This is a genomic window from Aureimonas sp. AU20, from assembly GCF_001442755.1.
Lineage (GTDB): Bacteria > Pseudomonadota > Alphaproteobacteria > Rhizobiales > Rhizobiaceae > Aureimonas.
The window spans coordinates 2,579,363-2,600,943 of sequence record NZ_CP006367.1 but is presented as its reverse complement, the minus strand read 5'-3'; the positions used below and the strand labels follow the sequence as shown (position 1 = coordinate 2,600,943).

Here is a 21,581-nt window from a genome sequence, read left to right as displayed (position 1 = left end):
ATGAGCACGAGCGAGCTTTCGGATTTCCTGGGCGAGGCGTTTGGCGGCAAGATCGTCGAGACCAAGCAGGCCTATGGCGAACTCACGATCGAGGTTCGGCCGAGCGACATCGTCGAGGTCACGACTTTCCTGCGCGACAACTCGCAGTGCCAGTTCAAGTGCTTCGTGGATCTCTGTGGGGTGGACTACCCCAATCGCATCGAGCGGTTCGAGGTCGTCTATCATTTCCTGTCGCCCTACCTGAACCATCGCATCCGCGTGAAGGTCTCGACACACGAGGACAACCCCGTTCCATCGATCACGGACGTCTTCCCCGGTGCCGACTGGTTCGAGCGGGAAGCTTACGATCTGTATGGCATCTTGTTCACGGGTCATCCCGATCTGCGTCGCATCCTCACCGACTATGGTTTCGAGGGGCATCCGCTTCGCAAGGATTTCCCCCTGACCGGCTTCGTCGAGGTCCACTACGACGAAGAGTTGAAGCAGGTCGTCTACGAACCCGTGCAGCTTCGCCAGGAGTTCCGCAATTTCGACTTTCTCTCGCCCTGGGAGGGGACGGATTACGTCCTGCCGGGCGACGAGAAGGCGAAGACGAACTGCCGGCGATGATAGGAGAGGGCGTGAGAGCGGGTGGCTGTCTGTGTGGCGCCGTGCGTTTTCTTGCGCGGCCCGCCAAGCCGGAAATGGATGTGTGCCACTGCAGCTTTTGCCGTCGCTGGAGCGGCGGTACGTTCATGGCCGTTCCTTGCGAGGGCGATTTCGAGCTTATGCAAAGTGCGACGCTCGGCATCTACCGATCGTCCGCCTACGGCGAGCGCCTGTTCTGCAAGAGTTGCGGATCGAGTCTCGCCTGGCGAATGCAGGACGGCTCCATGCATGCCGTTTCGTTCCAGGCCTTCGACGATCAGGAGGGCTTCCACTTCGCGGAGGAAATCTTCGTGGACGAGAAGCCTGCGCACTATGCCTTCGCCAATGATACCCGCAAGTTGACCGGCGCCGACGTCATGGCGCAATCCGCTAACGAACAAGGGGCCTGACCGTGGCCGAGATCGACGTCCGGAACTTCAATATCAATTTCGGTCCGCAGCATCCGGCGGCCCACGGCGTTCTTCGTCTGGTTCTCGAGCTGGACGGCGAGAATGTCGAGCGCGTCGATCCGCATATCGGCCTTTTGCATCGCGGCACCGAGAAGCTGATCGAGCAGAAGACCTATCTGCAGGCGATCCCCTATTTCGACCGGCTCGACTATGTCGCGCCGATGAACCAGGAACATGCGTTCTGCCTCGCGGTGGAGCGGCTGGCCGAGGTGGACGTGCCGATCAAGGCGCAGCTGATCCGCGTGCTCTACTGCGAAATCGGGCGCATCCTTTCGCATCTTCTCAACGTCACCACGCAGGCCATGGACGTCGGCGCTCTGACGCCGCCGCTTTGGGGCTTCGAGGAACGTGAGAAGCTCATGGTCTTCTATGAGCGGGCAAGCGGCGCGCGGCTGCATGCCGCTTACTTCCGACCGGGCGGCGTGCATCAGGATCTGGACGCCCGTCTGGTGGACGACATCGGCGCTTGGTGCGATCCGTTCCTCAAGGCGCTCGCTGATATCGATGAGCTTCTGACCGAGAACCGCATCTTCAAGCAGCGCAATGTCGATATCGGCGTCGTGTCATTGGAGGACGCTTTCGCCCTCGGCTTCTCCGGCGTCATGGTGCGCGGTTCGGGCGCGGCCTGGGATCTTCGCAAGTCGCAGCCTTACGAATGCTACGATCAGATGCAGTTCGACATTCCGATCGGCAAGAATGGCGACTGCTACGACCGCTATCTCATCCGCATGGAAGAGATGCGCCAGTCCACCGCCATCATGAAGCAGTGCATTGAGCGCCTCGCGGGCAAGGACCGGGCTGGTCCTGTGTCCTCAACCGAGGGCAAGGTCGTGCCGCCCAAGCGCGCTGCGATGAAGCGCTCGATGGAAGCGCTGATCCACCATTTCAAGCTGTACACCGAAGGCTTCCACGTCCCGGAAGGCGAGGTCTACGCTGCGGTCGAGGCGCCGAAGGGCGAGTTCGGCGTTTATCTGGTGGCGGACGGGACCAACAAGCCCTATCGCTGCAAGATCAAGGCCCCGGGCTTCGCGCATCTTCAGGCGCTGGATTTCCTGTGCCGCAATCATATGCTGGCCGACGTGTCCGCGATCCTGGGGTCCTGCGACATCGTGTTCGGCGAGGTTGATCGCTAAGCCCGTTGGCGAGGCCTTTCTTCGGCTTCGCCGGCCAACGTTTGGCCTAGAAACTGCCGGTGCTCGCGGTCTCGTGAAGTCGCTGGTCTTTTAAGCATTCTATGTTAGAACGCGCCGCAACATACGCATGTTGGAACCGTTCTGAAGTCGAGGTCCAATGTCTGTCCGACGCCTTGCGGAAGATGCCGTTCAACCCCAGAGCTTTGCCTTCTCGGATCAAAACGAGCGGTGGGCCGTCACGTTGATCGCTCGCTATCCCGAGGGGCGCCAGCAGTCGGCGGTCATTCCGCTGCTCATGCGTGCGCAGGAGCAGGACGGCTGGGTAACGAAAGCGGCGATCGAGTATGTCGCCGATCGCCTGAGCATGCCGATGATCCGCGTCCTCGAAGTCGCGACCTTTTACACTCAGTTCCAGCTTAAGCCCGTTGGCACGCGGGCCCATGTTCAGGTCTGCGGCACGACGCCCTGCATGCTGCGCGGCGCTGAAGATCTGAAGGCGGCCTGCCGCAAGCACATTCATCCTGAGCCGTTCCACCTCAACGAGACAGGCACCCTGTCCTGGGAAGAGGTGGAGTGCCTGGGCGCATGCGTCAATGCGCCAATGGTCATGATCTTTAAGGACACCTACGAGGACCTGACGCCGGAGCGGCTGGGCGAGATCATCGCCGCGTTCGATGCCGGCGAGGGTGAGAGCGTCCGCAAGGGGCCGCAGGTCGATCGTCACCTGTCCGTGCCGATCGGTGGTCTTACCACGCTGACGGCCTTCAACGATGAAGACGGGCGGGAAGAGGCGCGCTCGCGCGATCAGGCTTCGACCTCGACTTCGGGTGGCGAAACGTCGACCCCGCCTTCGCAGGCAGGTCGCGTCGAAACCAGCGCGCCGGAAACCGATCCGACGATCCAGTCGCCGGGCAAAGCTTCTGCTGCCGACTCCCGTTCCGCGAAGGAGGAGTCGACCAGCGTTGATCCGTCCGATGGCGCCGGACACGCCGGTGCCGGTAAGACCGGTGGGACCACGCAAGGCCCGACCGGCCAGAACGAGCGCGACAAGGCTGAGTTCGGGTCCGCTTCGGGCTCGACCGATGGCAAGCCGCGCAGCGACGGGCCGATGAAGGACAAGGGTGCTGCGGCCGAAGATTCCGTGGTTCGTGACGAGCAGCGCGTGCCTGGCGAGTCGCCGGTGAAGGTGACGTCTAGCTCCGACCTGTCGAATCGTGAATCCAGCGCCAGTGGCCAGCTCGAAGGCGAGCGCAAGAACACGTCCGACACGGTTGGAACTCCGGCCAGCGAGGCCGGCGCATCCGGAAGCGAGAACCGCAGCGTGCCGAGCGCTGACGAGACGAAGCGCTGAGAGGCGGGGAGGCGACTATGCTGCAGGATCAGGATCGCATCTTCACCAACATCTACGGTCTTCGGGACAAGAGCCTGAAGGGCGCGATGCGGCGCGGGCATTTCGATGGCACGGCCGAGATCATCGGCAAAGGCCGCGACTGGATCATCAACGAGATGAAGGCCTCGGGCCTGCGCGGCCGCGGCGGCGCTGGCTTCCCGACCGGTCTGAAATGGTCCTTCATGCCGAAGGAGGTCGGCGAGCGGCCGCATTATCTCGTGGTCAATGCAGACGAGTCCGAGCCTGGCACCTGCAAGGATCGCGAGATCCTGCGCAACGATCCGTTCACGCTGATCGAGGGTTGCATCATCGCCAGTTTCGCGATGGGCGCGCATGCGGCTTACATCTACGTTCGCGGCGAGTATGTCCGCGAGCGTGAGGCGCTGCAGCGCGCGATCGACGAATGCTACGAGGCCGGCCTACTCGGCCGCGACAACAAGTGCGGCTGGGATATGGACGTCTTCGTCCATCACGGCGCCGGCGCCTACATCTGTGGTGAAGAAACTGCGCTGCTTGAAAGCCTCGAGGGCAAGAAGGGCCAGCCGCGGCTGAAGCCGCCTTTCCCGGCCAATATGGGTCTCTACGGCTGCCCGACGACCGTGAACAACGTCGAGTCGATCGCGGTCGCCCCGACTATTCTGCGTCGCGGCGGTGCGTGGTTTGCTGGCTTCGGCCGCCCGAACAACACTGGTACCAAACTCTTCTCGATCTCGGGTCACGTTAACCGCCCCTGCACGGTCGAAGAGACGATGGGCATCTCGTTCCGCGAGCTGATCGACCGCCATTGCGGCGGCGTGCGCGGCGGGTACGACAATCTTCTGGCCGTGATTCCGGGCGGCTCATCCTGCCCGCTCGTGCCGGGCGAGCAGATGGTCGACGCGATCATGGATTTCGACGGCATGCGCGAGGTGAAGTCCTCGTTCGGCACGGCGGCCGTGATCGTCATGGACAAGTCGACCGACATCGTCCGGGCCATCGCTCGGCTAGCTTATTTCTACAAGCATGAGAGTTGCGGACAATGCACGCCTTGCCGCGAAGGCACGGGCTGGATGTGGCGCGTCATGGAGCGCATGGTGGTCGGCAACGCGCAGAAGCGCGACATCGACATGCTGCTCGACGTGACGAAGCAGGTCGAAGGTCACACGATCTGTGCGCTTGGTGATGCTGCGGCTTGGCCGATCCAAGGTCTCATTCGACATTTCCGCGCCGAGATCGAGCGCCGGATCGACGAATTCTCGCGCAATGCCGATAAGGACCGTCCCGCCATCCTTCAGGCGGCAGAGTAATCGGGCGACGCGGAACGGGGCAGGGCGATGGCTCTGCCGGTCAGGCGCACCGGAACTGAGAAAAGCAGATGGCAAAGATCAAAGTCGACGGCAACGAGATCGAGGTTCCCGACCACTACACGCTGCTACAGGCAGCGGAGGAGGCTGGTGCCGAAATCCCGCGCTTCTGCTTTCACGAGCGGCTTTCGGTCGCCGGTAATTGCCGCATGTGTCTGGTCGAGGTGAAGGGTGGTCCGCCGAAGCCTGCCGCATCCTGCGCCATGGGCGTGCGCGATCTGCGCCCCGGCCCGAACGGCGAGGCGCCTGAAATCTTCACCAACACGCCGATGGTGAAGAAGGCGCGCGAAGGGGTGATGGAGTTTCTCCTCATCAACCATCCGCTGGATTGCCCGATCTGCGACCAGGGCGGCGAGTGCGACCTGCAAGACCAAGCCATGGCCTTCGGCGTCGATTCCTCGCGTTACAAAGAAAACAAGCGCGCTGTCGAAGACAAATATATCGGCCCGCTCGTGAAGACGATTATGACGCGCTGCATTCACTGCACGCGCTGCGTTCGCTTCACCACGGAAGTCGCCGGCATTTCCGAGCTCGGTCTGATCGGCCGTGGCGAAGATGCCGAGATCACGACCTATCTCGAACAGGCTATGACGTCCGAGATGCAGGGCAACGTGATCGACCTCTGCCCGGTTGGCGCCCTAACCTCCCGTCCCTATGCCTTCCAAGCTCGCCCGTGGGAGCTGACCAAGACCGAGACGATCGACGTCATGGATGCGGTCGGCTCTTCAATCCGCGTCGACACACGCGGCCGCGAGGTCATGCGCATTCTGCCGCGCACGAACGAGCTCGTGAACGAGGAATGGATTTCCGACAAGACCCGCTTCGTCTGGGATGGCCTTCGCACGCAACGCCTGGACCGGCCCTATGTGCGCCGTGACGGCCGCCTCCAGCCGGCGACCTGGGCGGAAGCCTTCGACGTGATCAAGTCGAAGATCGCTGCCAGTAGCGCGAACCGCATCGGGGCCATTGCCGGCGATCTCGCCAATCTCGAAGAGATGTGGGCGCTCAAGCGCCTGATGGGCGAGCTCGGTTCCACCAATATCGACTGTCGCCAGGACGGATCGAAGATCGACCCGGCCGATGGCCGTGCCTCTTATCTCTTCAACACGACGATTGCCGGCATTGAGAACGCGGATGCGCTTCTCATCATCGGTGCCAATCCGCGTTTCGAAGCTCCGGTTCTCAACGCGCGCATTCGCAAGCGCTGGCGCCGGGGCGGTTTCCCGATTGGTCTGATCGGGGAGAATGTCGACCTGCGATATGCCGTGACGCATCTCGGCGCCGGACCTCAGACGCTGGGCGAGATCGAAACGGCGAACCGCGACTTCTACGAGGCTTTGAGCAAGGCCGAGCGGCCGATGATCATCGTCGGGCAGGGGCCTCTGTCGGGCGAGAACGGTCTCGACGTTCTGAACTCGATCGCGGCGCTCGCTCGCGAAATCGGCGCCGTTACTGATGGTTGGAACGGCTTCAACGTTCTTCACACGGCTGCGTCGCGCGTCGGCGGTCTGGACATCGGTTTCGTGCCGACGGCAGGCGGTGCTTCGGCGCATGAGATGGCCGATGGCGGCGTCGATGTTCTCTTCAACCTCGGGGCCGATGAGATCGACATCGCGGCTGGTCCCTTCGTCGTTTACATCGGCACGCATGGCGACAAGGGCGCGCATCGCGCCGACGTCATCCTGCCGGGGGCGGCCTATACGGAGAAGGCCGGCATCTACGTCAACACCGAAGGGCGGGTCCAGTCCGGTGGTCGTGCCGCATTCCCGCCGGGCGACGCCAAGGAGGACTGGGCCATCTTCCGCGCGTTGTCTGGGGTGCTCGGTAAGGCTCTGCCCTTCGACTCACTTCTGCAACTGAGGACTGACCTTGTTGCCGCCGTCCCTCATCTGTCGCAGGGCGAGCTGGTGGAAGCCGATCGCAACGCGATCACTGTTCTGGCTGATCGCGCCGGCGCGTTGAGCGGCGAGACCTTCCGCTCGCGTATCGGTGACTTCTACCTGACCAATCCCATTGCCCGGGCCTCCAAAGTGATGGCCGAGTGCTCGCGTCTGGCGCGCGGCGAACAGCTCCAGGCTGCCGAGTAAGGAAGACCAAAACACATGGACCTTTTCTCGTCCTATATCTGGCCAGCGCTGGTCATCCTCGGACAGAGCCTTCTGTTCCTGGTCGTGCTGCTCGTACTGATCGCCTATATCCTTCTGGCGGATCGCAAGATCTGGGCGGCGGTGCAGATGCGTCGCGGTCCGAACGTCGTAGGTCCCTTCGGGCTTTTCCAGTCTTTCGCCGATCTGCTGAAGTTCGTGCTGAAGGAGCCGGTCATTCCGGCCTCCTCCGACAAGGTGGTGTTCCTCGTCGCGCCTCTGGTCGCGGTCGTGTTGGCACTAGCCACTTTCGCGGTGGTGCCGATCGCCGACGGTTGGGTGATTGCCGATATCAATCTCGGCATTCTCTATATCTTCGCGATCTCTTCGCTCGAGGTCTATGGCGTCATCATGGGCGGCTGGGCGTCGAACTCGAAATACGCCTTTCTCGGCGCGCTTCGCTCGGCAGCGCAGATGGTCTCCTACGAAGTCTCGATCGGTTTCGTTATCGTCACCGTCCTCCTCTGCGTCGGCTCGCTGAACCTCACCGACATCGTCGTGGCGCAGTCGGATGGCCTCGGCACCATGCTCGGCCTGCCTGCCAGTTTCCTTGACTGGCACTGGCTTTCGCTCTTCCCGATGTTCGTGATCTTCTTTATCTCGGCCCTGGCCGAGACGAACCGGCCGCCCTTCGATCTACCGGAGGCGGAATCTGAGCTGGTCGCGGGTTTCATGGTCGAGTATGGCTCGACTCCTTACATGATGTTCATGCTCGGCGAGTATGCAGCGATCACCCTGATGTGCTCGCTGATGACCATCCTGTTCCTCGGCGGCTGGCTGCCCCCGTTCGGCTTTGCGCCCTTTACCTGGGTGCCTGGGGTGATCTGGTTCCTGATCAAAGTCACCTTCTGCTTCTTCCTCTTCGCCATGGTGAAGGCCTTCGTGCCCCGCTATCGCTACGACCAGCTGATGCGTCTGGGCTGGAAGGTCTTCCTTCCGATCTCGCTCGCCATGGTCGTGATCGTCGCCTTCGTTCTCCAGCTCACGGGCTGGGGCAACGCCTGATCGGAGAGGCGGTTCGGCCGCCTTTCTTCCTCTTCGCATTCCCCGACGCATGGGCGCGAAGGCCGACCTGACATTCACTCCGGATTTCGGAGGCAAGGTAAAAGATGAGCGCTCTGACGCAGTCCATTCGATCGCTGTTTCTTCTGGAGTTCTTGGCAGCGTTCCGCCTCTCCATGCGCTACTTCTTTGCGCCAAAATCGACTCTGAACTATCCGTTCGAAAAGGGTCCGGTCAGCCCGCGCTTTCGCGGCGAGCATGCCTTGCGCCGCTATCCCAACGGCCAGGAGCGCTGCATCGCGTGCAAGCTCTGCGAGGCGATCTGCCCGGCACAGGCCATCACTATCGAAGCCGGTCCGCGCCGGAACGATGGTACGCGCCGCACCGTGCGCTACGACATCGATATGGTGAAGTGCATCTATTGCGGCTTCTGCCAGGAAGCTTGCCCGGTCGACGCGATCGTCGAGGGGCCGAATTTCGAGTTCTCGACGGAAACCCGCGAAGAGCTCTACTACGACAAGGAAAAGCTGCTGGCGAACGGCGACCGTTGGGAGCGCGAGCTTGCGCGCAACATTGCGCTCGACGCACCGTACCGTTAAGCCTCTGGCGGTGGCCTCCGGGGGCCGCGGCTGAGATTAGGGCAAGCCGCGCGGCCTTTGTCGCGCGCTTCTTGCGAGTGAACCGTACCTTTTGGGGGAGCCCGCCACGATGGGGCTGCAGACGTTCTTCTTCTATGTTTTCGCGATCGTCAGCGTCGGTTCGGCGCTGATGGTGGTCGTGTCGCGCAATCCGGTCCATTCGGTCCTGTTCCTCATCCTGACCTTCGTGGCGGCGGCGGGCCTGTTCCTGATGACGGGAGCCGAGTTCCTCGCGCTGATCCTGATCGTCGTCTATGTCGGCGCCGTGGCGATCCTCTTCCTCTTCGTCGTAATGATGCTGGATCTCGATTTCGGTCGCATCAAGCAAGACGCGCTGAAATACGCGCCGGTCGGCGCGATCATCGGTTTCGTGCTGCTGGCCCAGCTGATCATCGCCCTGTCGGGCGGCTACTACCAGCCGGCGCCGACGTCGGCGACAGTTCTGCCCATGCCCCCGCTCGAAACGATGTCGAACATCGAGGCGATCGGGCAGGTGCTCTATACCCGCTACGTCTTCTTCTTCCAGATGGCGGGTCTCATCCTATTCGTCGCCATGGTGGGTGCCATCGTCCTGACGCTGCGCCATAAGCCGGGCCTGAAGCGGCAGTCGATCCCCGAGCAGGTTCGTCGCAACCCGGCGACTTCGATCGAGGTCGTTCAGGTCGAGACCGGTCGCGGACTCTGAGCGGAACCCAAGGAACAGCAATATGGCCGTTGGTCTCGGACACTACCTTACGGTTGCCGCCATTCTCTTCGTGATCGGCGTCTTCGGTATCTTCATGAACCGCAAGAACATCATCACGATCCTGATGTCGGTCGAACTCATCCTGCTCGCCGTCAACCTAAATCTCGTGGCGTTCTCAGCCTTCCTAAACGACTTGGCGGGGCAGATCTTCGCCCTGTTCATTCTGACCGTCGCCGCCGCCGAAGCTGCGATCGGACTTGCAATTCTGGTCGTCTTCTTCCGCAATCGCGGGTCGATCGCGGTCGACGACGTCAACACGATGAAAGGCTGAAGGCGAGGATGTATACCCTCATCGTTCTACTCCCGCTGATCGGCTTCATCACTGCCGGGCTCGCGGGGCCGACCATCGGTCACAAGGCGTCGGAATATCTGACCACGGCGCTCCTGATTGTCGCTGCTGTCCTATCTTGGATCGCCTTCATCTCCTTCGGCTTCGGCAATGGCGAGACGCTGCACGTCTCCGTCCTGCATTGGATCCAGGCCGGCGCGCTCGACGTGTCCTGGTCGCTGCGGATCGATCGCCTGACGCTTGTCATGCTGGTCGTCGTGAACAGCGTCTCGGCGCTCGTCCACGTCTATTCGATCGGCTACATGCATCACGACGAGTCGCGCTCGCGCTTCTTCGCCTATCTCTCGCTCTTCACCTTCGCCATGTTGACGCTGGTGACGGCCGACAATCTCGTCCAGATGTTCTTCGGCTGGGAAGGCGTGGGTCTGGCTTCCTACCTGCTGATCGGCTTCTGGTACAAGAAGCCTTCGGCCAATGCCGCGGCGATGAAGGCCTTCGTCGTCAACCGCGTTGGTGACTTCGGCTTCCTGCTTGGCATCTTCGGTCTCTTCGTCGTCTTCGGCTCGGTGCAGTTCGACACGATCTTCGCCGGTGCCGGCCAGCTGGTCGGTGCCATCCATGGCGAAGGCGGGGAGGCGACGCAGCCGGTGCTGAGCTTTGCCGGTTATTCGCTCGGCGTCGCCGGCGCGATGACCGCTATCTGCATGCTCCTCTTCATGGGCGCCATGGGCAAGTCGGCCCAGATCGGCCTGCACACCTGGCTGCCGGACGCGATGGAAGGCCCGACCCCGGTCTCCGCGCTGATCCACGCGGCGACGATGGTGACGGCGGGTGTGTTCATGCTCGCGCGAATGTCGCCGGTCTTCGAACTCAGCCCCTCGGCGCTCACCTTCGTCACCTTCATCGGCGCGACCACGGCATTCTTCGCGGCCACGGTCGGCCTCGTCCAGAACGACATCAAGCGCGTCATCGCCTATTCGACCTGCTCGCAGCTTGGCTACATGTTCGTTGCGCTCGGCGTCGGTGCCTATGGCGCGGCGATCTTCCACCTGTTTACGCACGCCTTCTTCAAGGCGCTTCTGTTCCTCGGTGCCGGCTCGGTGATCCACGCCGTCGATGGCGAACAGGACATGCGCAACATGGGCGGGCTGCGCAAACACATCCCGATCACCTACTGGACCATGATGATAGGTACGTTGGCGCTGACCGGCTTTCCGTTCACGGCGGGCTACTATTCCAAGGACGCAATTATCGAGAGCGCCTTCGCCGGTGAGAATGCCTTTGCGATGTATGGCTACATCATGACGGTGATCGCGGCCGCGCTGACCAGCTTCTACTCCTGGCGCCTCGTTTTCCTGACCTTCCATGGCAAGCCGCGCGCCAGCCACGAGGTCATGCACCACGTCCACGAGTCGCCCCCGGTCATGACCGTGCCGCTCTTCATCCTGTCGGCGGGCGCGCTGCTCGCGGGTATCGTGTTCTATCCGTTCTTTCTGGGACACGGATACGAGACCTTCTGGCACACGGCGATCTTCACCGGACCGGAAAACCACGTGCTGCACGAGGCGCACGAGGTTCCGACCCTGGTGATCTGGTCGCCGACCATCGCGATGGTCTTGGGATTCCTTGTCTCTTACGTCTTCTACGTACGTTCGCCGGAGAAGCCGGGTCAGCTCGCAGCGCGAAATCCGGGCCTCTACAAGTTCCTCCTCAACAAGTGGTACTTCGACGAGCTCTACGACTTCCTGTTCGTGCGCACCGCCAAACGCCTCGGCCGCTTCCTTTGGAAGACGGGTGACGGTCAGGTCATCGACAGGCTCGGCCCCGATGGAATCTCGAACCGCGTTCTCGACGTGACAAACCGGGTCGTTCAAATGCAGACCGGTTATCTCTACCACTACGCATTCGTCATGCTGATCGGCGTCGCGGCGCTCGTCACCTTCATGATGTTCTGGGGAACCATCTGATGACCGGCTGGCCGATCCTATCGACCGTCACGTTCCTTCCGCTCGTCGGCGTCCTGATCATCCTGTTCACGCGGGACGATAGCGAGCTGGCGCGCCGGAACATTCGCAACGTCGCGCTGCTGGTTACGGTCTTCACCTTCCTTCTGTCGCTGCTGATTTGGGTTGGCTTCGACAAGAGCGTGCCCGGGTTCCAGATGGTGGAACGGGCTGAATGGCTCGAAGGTGGCATCAGCTACCACATGGGTGTCGATGGCATCTCAATGCTGTTCGTCATCCTGACCACCTTCTTGATGCCCATCTGCATCCTGGCCAGCCGCGACTCCGTCACGGTTCGTGTCAAGGAATACATGATGGCCTTCCTCGTGCTGGAGACGCTGGTTGTCGGCGTCTTCTGCGCGCTGGACATCGTGCTTTTCTACCTCTTCTTCGAAGGCTCGCTGATCCCGATGTTCCTGATCATCGGCGTCTGGGGCGGCAAGCGGCGCGTCTATGCGTCCTACAAGTTCTTCCTCTTCACCTTCCTCGGTTCGGTTTTCATGCTCGTTGCCATCATGGCGATGTTCTGGACGGCCGGAACGACCTCGATCCCGGATCTTCTTGCTTACCAGTTCCCAGCCTCGATGCAGAGCTGGCTCTGGTTCGCTTTCTTCGCCTCCTTTGCGGTGAAGATGCCGATGTGGCCAGTCCACACTTGGCTACCAGATGCCCACGTGGAGGCTCCGACGGCGGGTTCGGTTATCCTGGCGGGCATTCTCCTAAAGCTTGGCGGCTACGGCTTCCTGCGCTTCTCGCTTCCTATGTTCCCGTTGGCCTCGGCCGAATTCGCACCTCTGGTCTACACGCTCTCCGTCGTCGCGATCATCTACACCTCGCTGGTGGCGCTGATGCAGGAGGACATCAAGAAGCTGATCGCCTATTCGTCGGTGGCGCACATGGGTTTCGTGACCATGGGTATCTTCGCCGCCAACGCGCAGGGCGTGCAGGGCGCGATCTTCCAAATGCTGTCGCATGGCCTCATCTCGGGCGCGCTCTTCCTTTGCGTCGGCGTCGTCTATGACCGCATGCACACTCGCGAGATCGCTGCTTATGGCGGTCTGGTGAACCGCATGCCGGCCTATGCCGCGATGATGCTGCTCTTCACCATGGGCAATGTCGGCCTGCCAGGCACGAGCGGATTCGTCGGCGAGTTCCTCACGCTGATGGGTGTCTTCCAGGTCAATTCGTGGGTCGCGATTTTCGCCGCGACCGGCGTCATCCTGTCTGCCGCCTATGCGCTTTGGCTTTATCGTCGCGTCATTCTAGGGGCGCTCGATAAGGAAAACCTGAAGAGCATTCTCGACCTGACGCCGCGTGAGAAGGTGTTGCTCTATCCCTTGGCCGTGCTGACGATCTTCTTCGGCGTTTATCCGATGCCGGTGTTCAACGTGACGGCCGCCTCCGTGGAGCATCTTCTCGGGAGTTACACCGCCGCCCTGCAGGCTGCCGCCAATGTCGCGTCTCTGCACTAACCGACTGGGCTGAACAGATCATGTTTTCGCAATTCGTGGCGCAAAGCCTCCCCATTGTCGGCACCGAGCTGATCCTTGCGGTCGGCGCGATGCTTCTACTGATGGTGGGCGTCTTCCAGGGCGAGAAGAGCGGCGGTTTCGTGCTGTCGCTCGCAGTTGGCCTGCTCGTTTTCGCGGCGGGCTGGCTCTGCTTCGTGGTGCCGGACGGTGTCGCCTTCGGCGGCTCGATCATTCTCGATCCGTTCGCCCGCTTCATGAAGATCCTCGTTCTGATCGGATCGGCGGCCGCGCTTCTCATGTCGGCGACGTTCGCCAAGCGCGAGCGGTTCGACAAGTTCGAGTTTCCGGTTCTCATCGTGCTCTGCACGATCGGCATGCTCGTCATGGTCTCGGCCGGTGATCTGATTGCCCTCTATATGGGCCTTGAGCTTCAGTCGCTGGCGATCTATGTCATCGCCGCCATCGCCCGAGATCAGGTGAAGTCGACGGAAGCAGGGCTGAAATACTTCGTTCTCGGCGCTCTGTCCTCCGGCATGCTGCTCTACGGCGCCTCGCTGGTCTACGGTTTCACGGGCCAGATCGGCTTTCGCGAGATCGCCGTTGCGATCTCATCGCATGAAGCGCGTTCGATCGGCCTTTTGATCGGCTTGGTCTTCGTCCTCTCGGGCCTCGCCTTCAAGGTGTCGGCCGTGCCGTTCCACATGTGGACGCCGGACGTCTATGAGGGCGCGCCGACGCCGGTCACCGCCTTCCTGTCGGGTGCGCCGAAGGTCGCCGCGATCGCGCTGTTGACCCGCTTCACCGTGCAGAGCTTCGGCCCGCTGACAGCGGACTGGCAGCAGGTGATCATCTTCATCTCGATCGCCTCCATGCTGTTCGGATCCTTCGCCGCGATCGGCCAGCGCAACATCAAGCGTCTGATGGCCTACTCCTCGATCGGTCACATGGGCTACGTCCTGGTCGGTCTGGCCTCCGGCGACGAAGCCGGCGTGAGCGGCGTGCTGATCTATATGGTGACCTATGTCACGATGACGCTTGGCACGTTCGCAGTGATCCTGTCGCTTCGTCGGCGCGACGAGATGGTCGAGGACGTTTACGAACTCGCCGGTCTGTCCCGCACCAACCCGATCATGGCTCTGGCGCTGACGACCCTCATGCTGTCGCTGGCGGGCCTTCCTCCGCTGCTCGGCTTTTGGGGGAAGTACTACGTGTTCGTGGCGGCCGTCGGTGCCGGTCTCGTTCCGCTCGCCGTAATCGGCGTGATCGCTTCGACCGTGGGTCTTTTCTACTATCTTCGCGTCGTTAAGGTCATGTGGTTCGACGAGCCTATCGGTGGCTTCGAGCCGATGGGAACGGAGCTCAAGGTCGTGCTCGGAGCGGCGACGCTCTTCGTCTTCCCCGCCTATATCTTCGTTGCCGGGCCGATCTTCGCGGCCGCAGCGGCTGCAGCCCGTTCTTTCTTCCTCTGAGGAATGAGGGTCGGGTCTCCGTTGCCACGTCGGTGGCTTGCTCTGGGCGAGGTCGGTTCGACCAATAGCGTTGCTATGGACGCCGCGCGGGCAGGGGATCCCGGGCCTCTTTGGATCACAGCCGAACGACAATCGGCAGGGCGAGGGCGGCGGGGCCGCCCTTGGTCGTCTGATACAGGCAATCTTTACGCCAGCCTTCTTTTGATCGATCCGGCGGCCGTGGCATCGCTCGGCCAATTGCCTCTGGTGATCGCCGTGGGTATGCGACGCGCCCTTTGCTCGCTGCCGGGGATCGACGCCGATCGCGTGCGGATCAAATGGCCGAACGATCTCTTGCTCGACGGTGCCAAATGCGCCGGTATCCTGGTCGAGAGCGAGCGCAGCCCGGATGGACGGCAGGCCGTCGTGGTGGGCTGCGGTCTCAATGTCGAACTGTGCCCGGACGACGCTCCCTACGCCGTGACCACGCTTCGCCGTGCTGGGAGCCCAGCTTCGGTTCGCGAGACCTTCCTGGCTCTCGCGGACGGCGTGGAATGGGCTCTGGACTTATGGCGTCGGGGACGCCATTTCTCGGACATACGCACGGAATGGATGGCGGGAGCCGCTGGGCTCGGCCAGACATGCCGCGTGAATCTCTCGGATCGAACCTTGGAAGGTCGTTTCGCCGATCTCGATGAATCGGGTCGATTGGTTCTGGAAACCCAGGACGCACGTCGTCTCGAGATCTCGGCTGGAGATGTCTTCCTGTTGCCGCGCCCTGATGCGTCGGCCGCTCAGTGAGTTTGCAGGTGATCCCTGCCTTTGGAAATGAAGACGCCGATATTCGGCCTGTTTTGAAAGCGACTGTGACTTGAACGAACTGGTATTCGTGCCGCTTGGCGGCATCGGCGAGATCGGTATGAATCTCGCCCTTTATGGATTCGGCCCTGCGGACAACCGGGAATGGATCGCCATCGACTGCGGCGTGTCCTTCGCCGGCCCCGAACTGCCGGGCGTGGACCTCGTGTTTCCCGACACGACCTTCATCGAGCAGCGGCTGCACGCCCTCAAGGGCATCATTATCACCCATGCGCATGAGGACCATTACGGAGCGGTTCTCGACCTTTGGCCGCGCCTGAAGGCGCCTGTCTATGCGACGCCCTTCACGGCCGCGCTGCTCGCCGCCAAGCGCGAGGGCGAGCCCGGCGCACCGAAAGTGCCGATCACGATCTTCCGTGCGGGCGATCGTTTCGACGTGGGACCGTTCTCTATCGAGGCGGTCAATGTCACGCACTCGATCCCGGAGCCGGTTGCGCTCGCCATTCGCACGCCGCTCGGAACCGTGCTCCATACGGGTGACTGGAAGATCGACGCGACGCCTGGCCTTGGGCAGCCGACCGACGAGAAGCGGTTGCGCGAGATTGGCGACGAAGGCGTGCTCGCTCTCGTCTGCGACTCGACCAACGCGATGCGTGAAGGAGAGTCTCCGAGCGAGAAGGAAGTATCCGCGTCGCTCGCCGAGATCATCGGGACAGCCAAGGGTCGCGTCGCGGTCACGACCTTCTCCTCGAATGTCGGCCGCATCCGCTCGATCGCGCAAGCCGCCGATCTGGCGGGTCGTCAGGTTCTCCTGATGGGGCGCTCGATGAAGCGCGTGGCCGATGTCGCCTCCGAACTCGGCTATCTCGAATCCCTGCCGCCTTTCGTCAGCGAGCAGGATTTCGGCTACATTCCGCGCGAGAAGGCCGTGATCGTCCTAACCGGCAGCCAGGGCGAGCCGCGCGCGGCCTTATCCAAGCTTGCAAAGGACGAGCATCCGGCCGTGGCGTTGTCGCGCGACGACACCGTCATCTTCTCCTCCCGCAGCATTCCGGGCAACGAGAAGGCGATCAACGAGGTCAAGAACGGGTTGATCGAGCGCGGCATCATCGTGATCGAGGATCACGACAAGCTGGTTCACGTGTCCGGCCACCCACGTCGCTCCGAGCTGCGTCGGATGTACGAATGGACGCGCCCGAAGATCGCGGTGCCTGCGCATGGCGAGCCGGCGCATCTGGCAGCCCATGCTGAGCTTGCCAAGCAACTCGGCGTGCCGGACGTCGTGTCGCTGCGCAATGGCAAGCTGGTGCGGTTGGCTCCCGGTCCCGCAACGATCATCGACGAAGTGCCCGTCGGCCGCTTCTACAAGGACGGGTTCCTGATTGGCGGCACGAAGGAGATGGGCATCGACGAGCGTCGGCGCTTGGCCTTTGCCGGCCATGTCTCGGTGCTAATTGAGCTGAACACCAAGCTCGAACTCGAACTTGATCCCGAAATCGTCGCCATGGGGCTTCCCGAGAAGGACGAGAATGGCGACGATATGACCGAGGTCCTGCTCGACGCGGCCGCAGGTGCAGTGGAAAGCATTCCGCGCGGTCGTCGCAAGGACTTGGAACTCGTGCGGGAAGCGGTTCGTCGCGCCGTTCGCGGAGAGGCGAACGACGCTTGGGGCAAGAAGCCGGCGGTTACCGTTTTCGTGGTTAAGAACTAGCCTGAGCCGGTCCCATTAGGGACGGTCTGCGGCGAGGAGACAATCGATGAGCATCGTCACATCCATTGCGATCTATTTCGTGATCTGGTGGACGGTGCTCTTTCTCGTTCTGCCGATCGGTGCGCGCTCGCAAATCGACGATGGCGAGGTGGTGCTAGGCACGACTCATAGTGCTCCCAGCCGCTTCCACGCATGGCGGACCATTGTGCGCACGACGCTTCTGGCCTGCGCGGTCTTTGCGCTCTTCTACGTCGGCACTCAGTATCTCGGTCTCAGCCTTGATAGCCTGCCGCATATTGTTCCGGGAACGTGATTGCAGCCGCACAAGCAGAAGTGGCCCCAACCGAGGCGGGCATTCCTGATTGAAACCAGCAAACTCAAGACAAAAAAAATGCGAGGCACTGCCTCGCATTTTAGATCGCAAGCCTGGATCTTACATCGGTCCTTGGACCGAGGCTGCGCCTTGGCGCGCCGAAGATCACGTCCTCCCAAACGCGACTTGCCGGTAAGTGCGCCATTCGGCGCTTGTTGATGCTTGAGCTTAGACTCCGAATCTCGCCGTTGTCGAGCACAAATGGCAGAAGTATGACACTTTCTTTCGCAGCGCGCCTTATGTCTGAGCATATTGTTCCTTGCTCGATACAAGCGGCAGGACGCGGCGGCAGCATTGGGTCCGGCGACAATCGAGGGCGTGGCTTTGCTTTCGGTTCCTGAGCCGTTAAGAAGCCGAGCGAGGCTTGGCCTCGCGTCTTCGTTCTCTCGCCCGAGCTTAGAGTCCCCATGCGCCTTTCCCGCTACTTTCTGCCGATTCTGAAGGAAACACCGAAGGAAGCGGAAATCGTCTCGCATCGGCTCATGCTGCGGGCTGGGATGATCCGTCAGCAGGCGGCGGGGCTGTATTCCTGGCTGCCGCTGGGCAAGCGCGTGCTGGACAAGGTCTCCAACATCATTCGCGAGGAGCAGGACCGCTCCGGGGCGATCGAGATGCTGATGCCGACCATCCAATCCGCCGATCTCTGGCGCGAAAGCGGGCGCTACGACGATTACGGCAAGGAGATGCTGCGGATCGAGGACCGCCACGAACGCGAGCTTCTGTTCGGTCCGACCAACGAGGAGATGATCACCGACATCTTCCGGTCCTATGTCCGGTCCTACAAGGACCTACCGCTGAACCTCTACCACATCCAGTGGAAGTTCCGGGACGAGGTGCGCCCCCGCTTCGGCGTGATGCGCTCGCGCGAGTTTCTGATGAAGGACGCCTATTCCTTCGACATCGACTACGAGTCGTCGAAGACCGCCTATGACCGGATGTTCGTCGCCTATCTCCGCACGTTCGAGCGCATGGGCCTCAAAGCCATTCCGATGCGCGCCGATACCGGTCCGATCGGGGGCAAGCTGAGCCACGAATTCATCATTCTCGCCTCGACCGGCGAGAGCGAAGTGTTCTGTCATCGCGACTATCTCGGCATGGACGTGCCGGCCGAAGGGGTGGACTTCTCCGACGCGGCCGCGCTCGACGCGATCGTGACGAAATGGACCACGCCCTACGCGGCGACGGACGAGATGCATGACGAGGCCGCATGGAACGCGCTGCCGGAGAGCGACCGCGTCGCGGCGCGCGGCATCGAGGTCGGCCATATCTTCCATTTCGGCACGAAGTATTCCGAGCCCATGAAGGCCAACGTGACCGGCCCCGATGGTAAGGATGTGCCCGTGTTCATGGGGTCCTACGGCATCGGCCCAAGCCGCCTGATCGCTGCTATCATCGAAGCTTCGCATGACGAGAACGGTATCATCTGGCCGAAGGGGGTCGCGCCGTTCGACGTTGGCCTCGTCAACATGAAGCCCGGTGACGCCGATTGCGACGCGGTTTGCGAGCGCCTCTATGCGGAGCTGCAGGCAGCGGGGCAGGACGTCCTCTACGACGATCAGGACACGCGCGCGGGCGCCAAGTTCGCGACTATGGACCTGATCGGTCTGCCGGTTCAGGTCATTGTTGGCCCGCGCGGCGCCAAGGCTGGCGAAGTGGAGATCAAGCTGCGAGCGGGCGGCGAGCGCGAAACGCTCCCCGTCGGCGACGTTCTGCGTCGCTTGTCGGCCTGATCTCGGATGGCTGCATGAAGACGCTCTCCGCCGCTACGGTGAACACTGGTCCCGCCCCGAAGACGAAGCCCTTCTCGCGCTTCGAGTGGATGATCGCGGGACGCTATCTCCGGTCGCGGCGGCGGGATGCCGGCGTGTCGGTGATCGCGGGCTTCTCCTTCCTCGGCATCATGCTGGGCGTTGCCGCCCTTATCATCGTCATGTCGGTGATGAACGGCTTTCGCGGTGAGTTGCTGACCCGCATTCTAGGCGTCAACGGCCATGTCATCATGCAGCCGATGGACCAGCCCCTGACCGACTATGACGAGGTGGCGCGTCGTCTCGCCGGCGTGCCCGGGGTCGCCTTCACCATGCCGCTCGTGCAGGGGCAGGTTCTGGCGACGGGCTCCAACAATGCGAGCACCGGCGCGCTGGTGAAGGGCGTGCGCGGCGAGGACCTTCTGCGGCTGAAGCCTGTGGCATCGAACATCAAGCTCGGCACGATCGAGAATTTCGACACGAGCCAGGGCGTCGCGATCGGCAGCCGCCTGGCCGATTCTTTGGGGTTGAGGCTGGGCGACTCCATCACCCTGGTTTCGCCCGAGGGCGACGTGACGCCGCTCGGCGTGACGCCGCGCGTGAAAGCCTACCCGATCGTCGCGATCTTCGAGATCGGGCTTTCGGAATATGACGCGGCCTATGTCTACATGCCGCTCGGCGAGGCGCAGCTCTTCTTCAACCAGGAGAACCAGGCGCAGTCGATTGAGATCTTCGTCAACGATCCCGACAAGGTCTCCGCGCTCCAGGCGCCGATCGAACAGGCCGCTGCGCGTCCGAACTACACGGTGACTTGGCAGCGCCAGAACGAGAGCTTCTTCTCGGCTTTGGAGGTCGAGCGGAACGTCATGTTCATCATCCTGACGCTGATCGTTCTCGTGGCGGCGCTCAACATCATCTCCGGACTTTTCATGCTGGTGAAGGACAAGGGCAGGGACATAGCGATCATGCGCACGATGGGCGCGACGCGCGGCTCCATCATGCGGGTGTTCTTGATCACGGGGGCCTCGATCGGGGTCTCCGGCACGATTGCCGGCTTTGCGCTAGGCACTCTGTTCTGCCTCAACATCGAGAACCTTCGGCAGTTCTTCTCCTGGGTGTCGGGCACAACACTCTTCAACCCGGAATTCTATTTCCTCAGCCGCCTTCCGGCGGAGATCGATCCGCGCGAGGTCGCGACCGTGGTTCTCATGGCCGTCGGCCTGTCCTTCCTCGCGACGATCTTCCCCTCCTGGCAGGCGTCCAAACTCGATCCCGTCGAGGCGCTCCGGTACGAATGATGCAGAATGCTTCCCTTCGGCTCGAACGCGTCGAACGCCACTTCGTGCAGGGTGAGTCGCGGCTGACGATCCTCCAGCAGGCCGATCTCGACATCATGCCCGGCGAGATGGTGGCTCTCGTGGCGCCGTCCGGCTCCGGCAAATCGACGCTGCTTCACATTGCCGGCCTTCTGGAGAGGCCCGATGCAGGAGACGTCATCGTCAACGGCCAGTCTTGCGGCGCGCTGGACGATGCGGGTCGCACCGCCATGCGCCGAGCGGCGATCGGCTTCGTCTATCAGTTCCACCATCTCCTGCCGGAATTCTCGGCGCTTGAGAATGTCATGCTGCCGCAGATGATCGGCGGTTTGAAGCGGGAGGTCGCGGCCGAGCGGGCGCACGAATTGCTCGACTATATGCGTCTTGGCCATCGCACCAAGCACCGTCCGTCGGAGCTTTCGGGCGGCGAGCAGCAGCGTGTCGCCATCGCGCGGGCCGTCGCCAACAATCCGTTCGTGCTTTTGGCGGACGAGCCGACGGGAAATCTCGACCCGACCACGTCGAATTATGTTTTCGACGCGATGACGGCGCTGGTGCGCCAGTCCGGCGTGGCGGCTCTAATTGCCACGCACAATCACGATCTCGCCCGGCGCATGGACAGGGCGGTGACGCTTCAGGACGGGAAGGTACTCAGCCACACGCTTTAGGCGTCGGCGCTCGCGGACAAGCCGGTTTCGCTGCCGGTTTGGCCGGGCCGCTTGTTGCCGATGCGGCAACATGTCGGCGGATGCCATGCAGCGTTTTGGTGGCTCATTAGTTAGTCGGCGGTCTTTGAACCGTTCTAGCTGAATGGGAACAGCCGTTGTCCAGCGTCCTCCGCGTGCCCCCGACTCCTTCAAATCCGCCACTCTGTACCGATCTCGTTCCAGTGGAGCGCGTTAGCGACAGG

The 21,581-nt window shown here is 62.1% G+C and carries 19 protein-coding genes; all 19 read left to right on the top strand.

Annotated features, from left to right (window positions below; all coding sequences use genetic code 11):
- Entirely contained in the window at positions 1-609 is a 609-nt protein-coding gene (locus tag M673_RS11535) for an NADH-quinone oxidoreductase subunit C (RefSeq protein WP_061976200.1), read from the top strand.
- Positions 606-1,037 (top strand): GFA family protein, encoded by a 432-nt coding sequence (locus M673_RS11530; RefSeq protein ID WP_061976199.1) that lies wholly within the window; start codon positions 606-608, stop codon positions 1,035-1,037. The genes M673_RS11535 and M673_RS11530 overlap by 4 nt, the downstream gene beginning before the upstream one ends.
- Positions 1,038-1,039: 2 nt before the next feature.
- Positions 1,040-2,230 carry an NADH-quinone oxidoreductase subunit D gene (locus M673_RS11525; RefSeq protein WP_061976198.1) on the top strand — a complete coding sequence of 397 codons (1,191 nt, stop codon included), beginning with the start codon at positions 1,040-1,042 and terminating at the stop codon, positions 2,228-2,230.
- 157 nt (positions 2,231-2,387) lie between these two features.
- A complete protein-coding gene (gene nuoE, locus M673_RS11520; RefSeq protein WP_061976197.1) occupies positions 2,388-3,581 on the top strand; it encodes an NADH-quinone oxidoreductase subunit NuoE in 1,194 nt (397 codons plus the stop codon).
- 17 nt (positions 3,582-3,598) lie between these two features.
- Complete coding sequence (gene nuoF / locus M673_RS11515) at positions 3,599-4,906, top strand: NADH-quinone oxidoreductase subunit NuoF (protein WP_061976196.1); 1,308 nt, start codon at positions 3,599-3,601, stop codon at positions 4,904-4,906.
- A gap of 68 nt (positions 4,907-4,974) precedes the next feature.
- A complete protein-coding gene (nuoG, locus tag M673_RS11510) occupies positions 4,975-7,050 on the top strand; it encodes an NADH-quinone oxidoreductase subunit NuoG (RefSeq protein ID WP_061976195.1) in 2,076 nt (691 codons plus the stop codon).
- Positions 7,051-7,065: 15 nt separating this feature from the next.
- Positions 7,066-8,112 (top strand): NADH-quinone oxidoreductase subunit NuoH, encoded by a 1,047-nt coding sequence (gene nuoH, locus M673_RS11505; protein ID WP_061976194.1) that lies wholly within the window; start codon positions 7,066-7,068, stop codon positions 8,110-8,112.
- 104 nt (positions 8,113-8,216) lie between these two features.
- On the top strand, positions 8,217-8,708 hold the full coding sequence (gene nuoI, locus M673_RS11500; RefSeq protein WP_061976193.1) for an NADH-quinone oxidoreductase subunit NuoI: 492 nt from the start codon (positions 8,217-8,219) through the stop codon (positions 8,706-8,708).
- Positions 8,709-8,817: 109 nt separating this feature from the next.
- Complete coding sequence (locus M673_RS11495) at positions 8,818-9,432, top strand: NADH-quinone oxidoreductase subunit J (RefSeq protein ID WP_061976192.1); 615 nt, start codon at positions 8,818-8,820, stop codon at positions 9,430-9,432.
- A 22-nt stretch (positions 9,433-9,454) separates the two neighbouring features.
- The gene (gene nuoK / locus M673_RS11490) at positions 9,455-9,763 is read left to right on the top strand and encodes an NADH-quinone oxidoreductase subunit NuoK (protein WP_061976191.1); all 309 of its coding nucleotides are present in this window, start codon (positions 9,455-9,457) and stop codon (positions 9,761-9,763) included.
- Between the two features lie 8 nt (positions 9,764-9,771).
- A complete protein-coding gene (nuoL, locus tag M673_RS11485) occupies positions 9,772-11,748 on the top strand; it encodes an NADH-quinone oxidoreductase subunit L (protein ID WP_061976190.1) in 1,977 nt (658 codons plus the stop codon).
- The gene (locus M673_RS11480) at positions 11,748-13,256 is read left to right on the top strand and encodes an NADH-quinone oxidoreductase subunit M (protein WP_061976189.1); all 1,509 of its coding nucleotides are present in this window, start codon (positions 11,748-11,750) and stop codon (positions 13,254-13,256) included. The genes nuoL and M673_RS11480 overlap by 1 nt, the downstream gene beginning before the upstream one ends.
- A gap of 20 nt (positions 13,257-13,276) precedes the next feature.
- The gene (gene nuoN, locus M673_RS11475; RefSeq protein WP_061976188.1) at positions 13,277-14,725 is read left to right on the top strand and encodes an NADH-quinone oxidoreductase subunit NuoN; all 1,449 of its coding nucleotides are present in this window, start codon (positions 13,277-13,279) and stop codon (positions 14,723-14,725) included.
- Between the two features lie 3 nt (positions 14,726-14,728).
- Positions 14,729-15,505, top strand: coding sequence for a biotin--[acetyl-CoA-carboxylase] ligase (locus tag M673_RS11470; protein WP_061976187.1), 777 nt, complete (start codon positions 14,729-14,731; stop codon positions 15,503-15,505).
- Positions 15,506-15,623: 118 nt separating this feature from the next.
- Positions 15,624-17,234, top strand: coding sequence for a ribonuclease J (locus M673_RS11465; RefSeq protein ID WP_244493174.1), 1,611 nt, complete (start codon positions 15,624-15,626; stop codon positions 17,232-17,234).
- 46 nt (positions 17,235-17,280) lie between these two features.
- The gene (locus M673_RS11460) at positions 17,281-17,547 is read left to right on the top strand and encodes a DUF1467 family protein (RefSeq protein WP_061976185.1); all 267 of its coding nucleotides are present in this window, start codon (positions 17,281-17,283) and stop codon (positions 17,545-17,547) included.
- Positions 17,548-18,014: 467 nt separating this feature from the next.
- A complete protein-coding gene (gene proS, locus M673_RS11455) occupies positions 18,015-19,337 on the top strand; it encodes a proline--tRNA ligase (protein ID WP_061976184.1) in 1,323 nt (440 codons plus the stop codon).
- Positions 19,337-20,653 (top strand): lipoprotein-releasing ABC transporter permease subunit, encoded by a 1,317-nt coding sequence (locus tag M673_RS11450; RefSeq protein WP_374755557.1) that lies wholly within the window; start codon positions 19,337-19,339, stop codon positions 20,651-20,653. The genes proS and M673_RS11450 overlap by 1 nt, the downstream gene beginning before the upstream one ends.
- On the top strand, positions 20,650-21,339 hold the full coding sequence (locus M673_RS11445; RefSeq protein WP_061976182.1) for an ABC transporter ATP-binding protein: 690 nt from the start codon (positions 20,650-20,652) through the stop codon (positions 21,337-21,339). The genes M673_RS11450 and M673_RS11445 overlap by 4 nt, the downstream gene beginning before the upstream one ends.
- Positions 21,340-21,581: the final 242 nt, after the last annotated feature.

Bases quoted from the DNA above. Each gene is read 5' to 3' on its own strand.
- nuoN (WP_061976188.1), top strand. From the start codon at position 13,277: ATGTTTTCGCAATTCGTGGCGCAAAGCCTCCCCATTGTCGGCACCGAG.
- M673_RS11480 (WP_061976189.1), top strand. From the start codon at position 11,748: ATGACCGGCTGGCCGATCCTATCGACCGTCACGTTCCTTCCGCTCGTC.
- nuoF (WP_061976196.1), top strand. From the start codon at position 3,599: ATGCTGCAGGATCAGGATCGCATCTTCACCAACATCTACGGTCTTCGG.
- M673_RS11465 (WP_244493174.1), top strand. From the start codon at position 15,624: ATGAATCTCGCCCTTTATGGATTCGGCCCTGCGGACAACCGGGAATGG.
- proS (WP_061976184.1), top strand. From the start codon at position 18,015: ATGCGCCTTTCCCGCTACTTTCTGCCGATTCTGAAGGAAACACCGAAG.
- nuoE (WP_061976197.1), top strand. From the start codon at position 2,388: ATGTCTGTCCGACGCCTTGCGGAAGATGCCGTTCAACCCCAGAGCTTT.
- M673_RS11495 (WP_061976192.1), top strand. From the start codon at position 8,818: ATGGGGCTGCAGACGTTCTTCTTCTATGTTTTCGCGATCGTCAGCGTC.
- nuoG (WP_061976195.1), top strand. From the start codon at position 4,975: ATGGCAAAGATCAAAGTCGACGGCAACGAGATCGAGGTTCCCGACCAC.
- M673_RS11470 (WP_061976187.1), top strand. From the start codon at position 14,729: ATGAGGGTCGGGTCTCCGTTGCCACGTCGGTGGCTTGCTCTGGGCGAG.
- M673_RS11445 (WP_061976182.1), top strand. From the start codon at position 20,650: ATGATGCAGAATGCTTCCCTTCGGCTCGAACGCGTCGAACGCCACTTC.
- M673_RS11460 (WP_061976185.1), top strand. From the start codon at position 17,281: ATGAGCATCGTCACATCCATTGCGATCTATTTCGTGATCTGGTGGACG.
- nuoI (WP_061976193.1), top strand. From the start codon at position 8,217: ATGAGCGCTCTGACGCAGTCCATTCGATCGCTGTTTCTTCTGGAGTTC.
- M673_RS11530 (WP_061976199.1), top strand. From the start codon at position 606: ATGATAGGAGAGGGCGTGAGAGCGGGTGGCTGTCTGTGTGGCGCCGTG.
- nuoK (WP_061976191.1), top strand. From the start codon at position 9,455: ATGGCCGTTGGTCTCGGACACTACCTTACGGTTGCCGCCATTCTCTTC.
- M673_RS11535 (WP_061976200.1), top strand. From the start codon at position 1: ATGAGCACGAGCGAGCTTTCGGATTTCCTGGGCGAGGCGTTTGGCGGC.
- nuoH (WP_061976194.1), top strand. From the start codon at position 7,066: ATGGACCTTTTCTCGTCCTATATCTGGCCAGCGCTGGTCATCCTCGGA.
- nuoL (WP_061976190.1), top strand. From the start codon at position 9,772: ATGTATACCCTCATCGTTCTACTCCCGCTGATCGGCTTCATCACTGCC.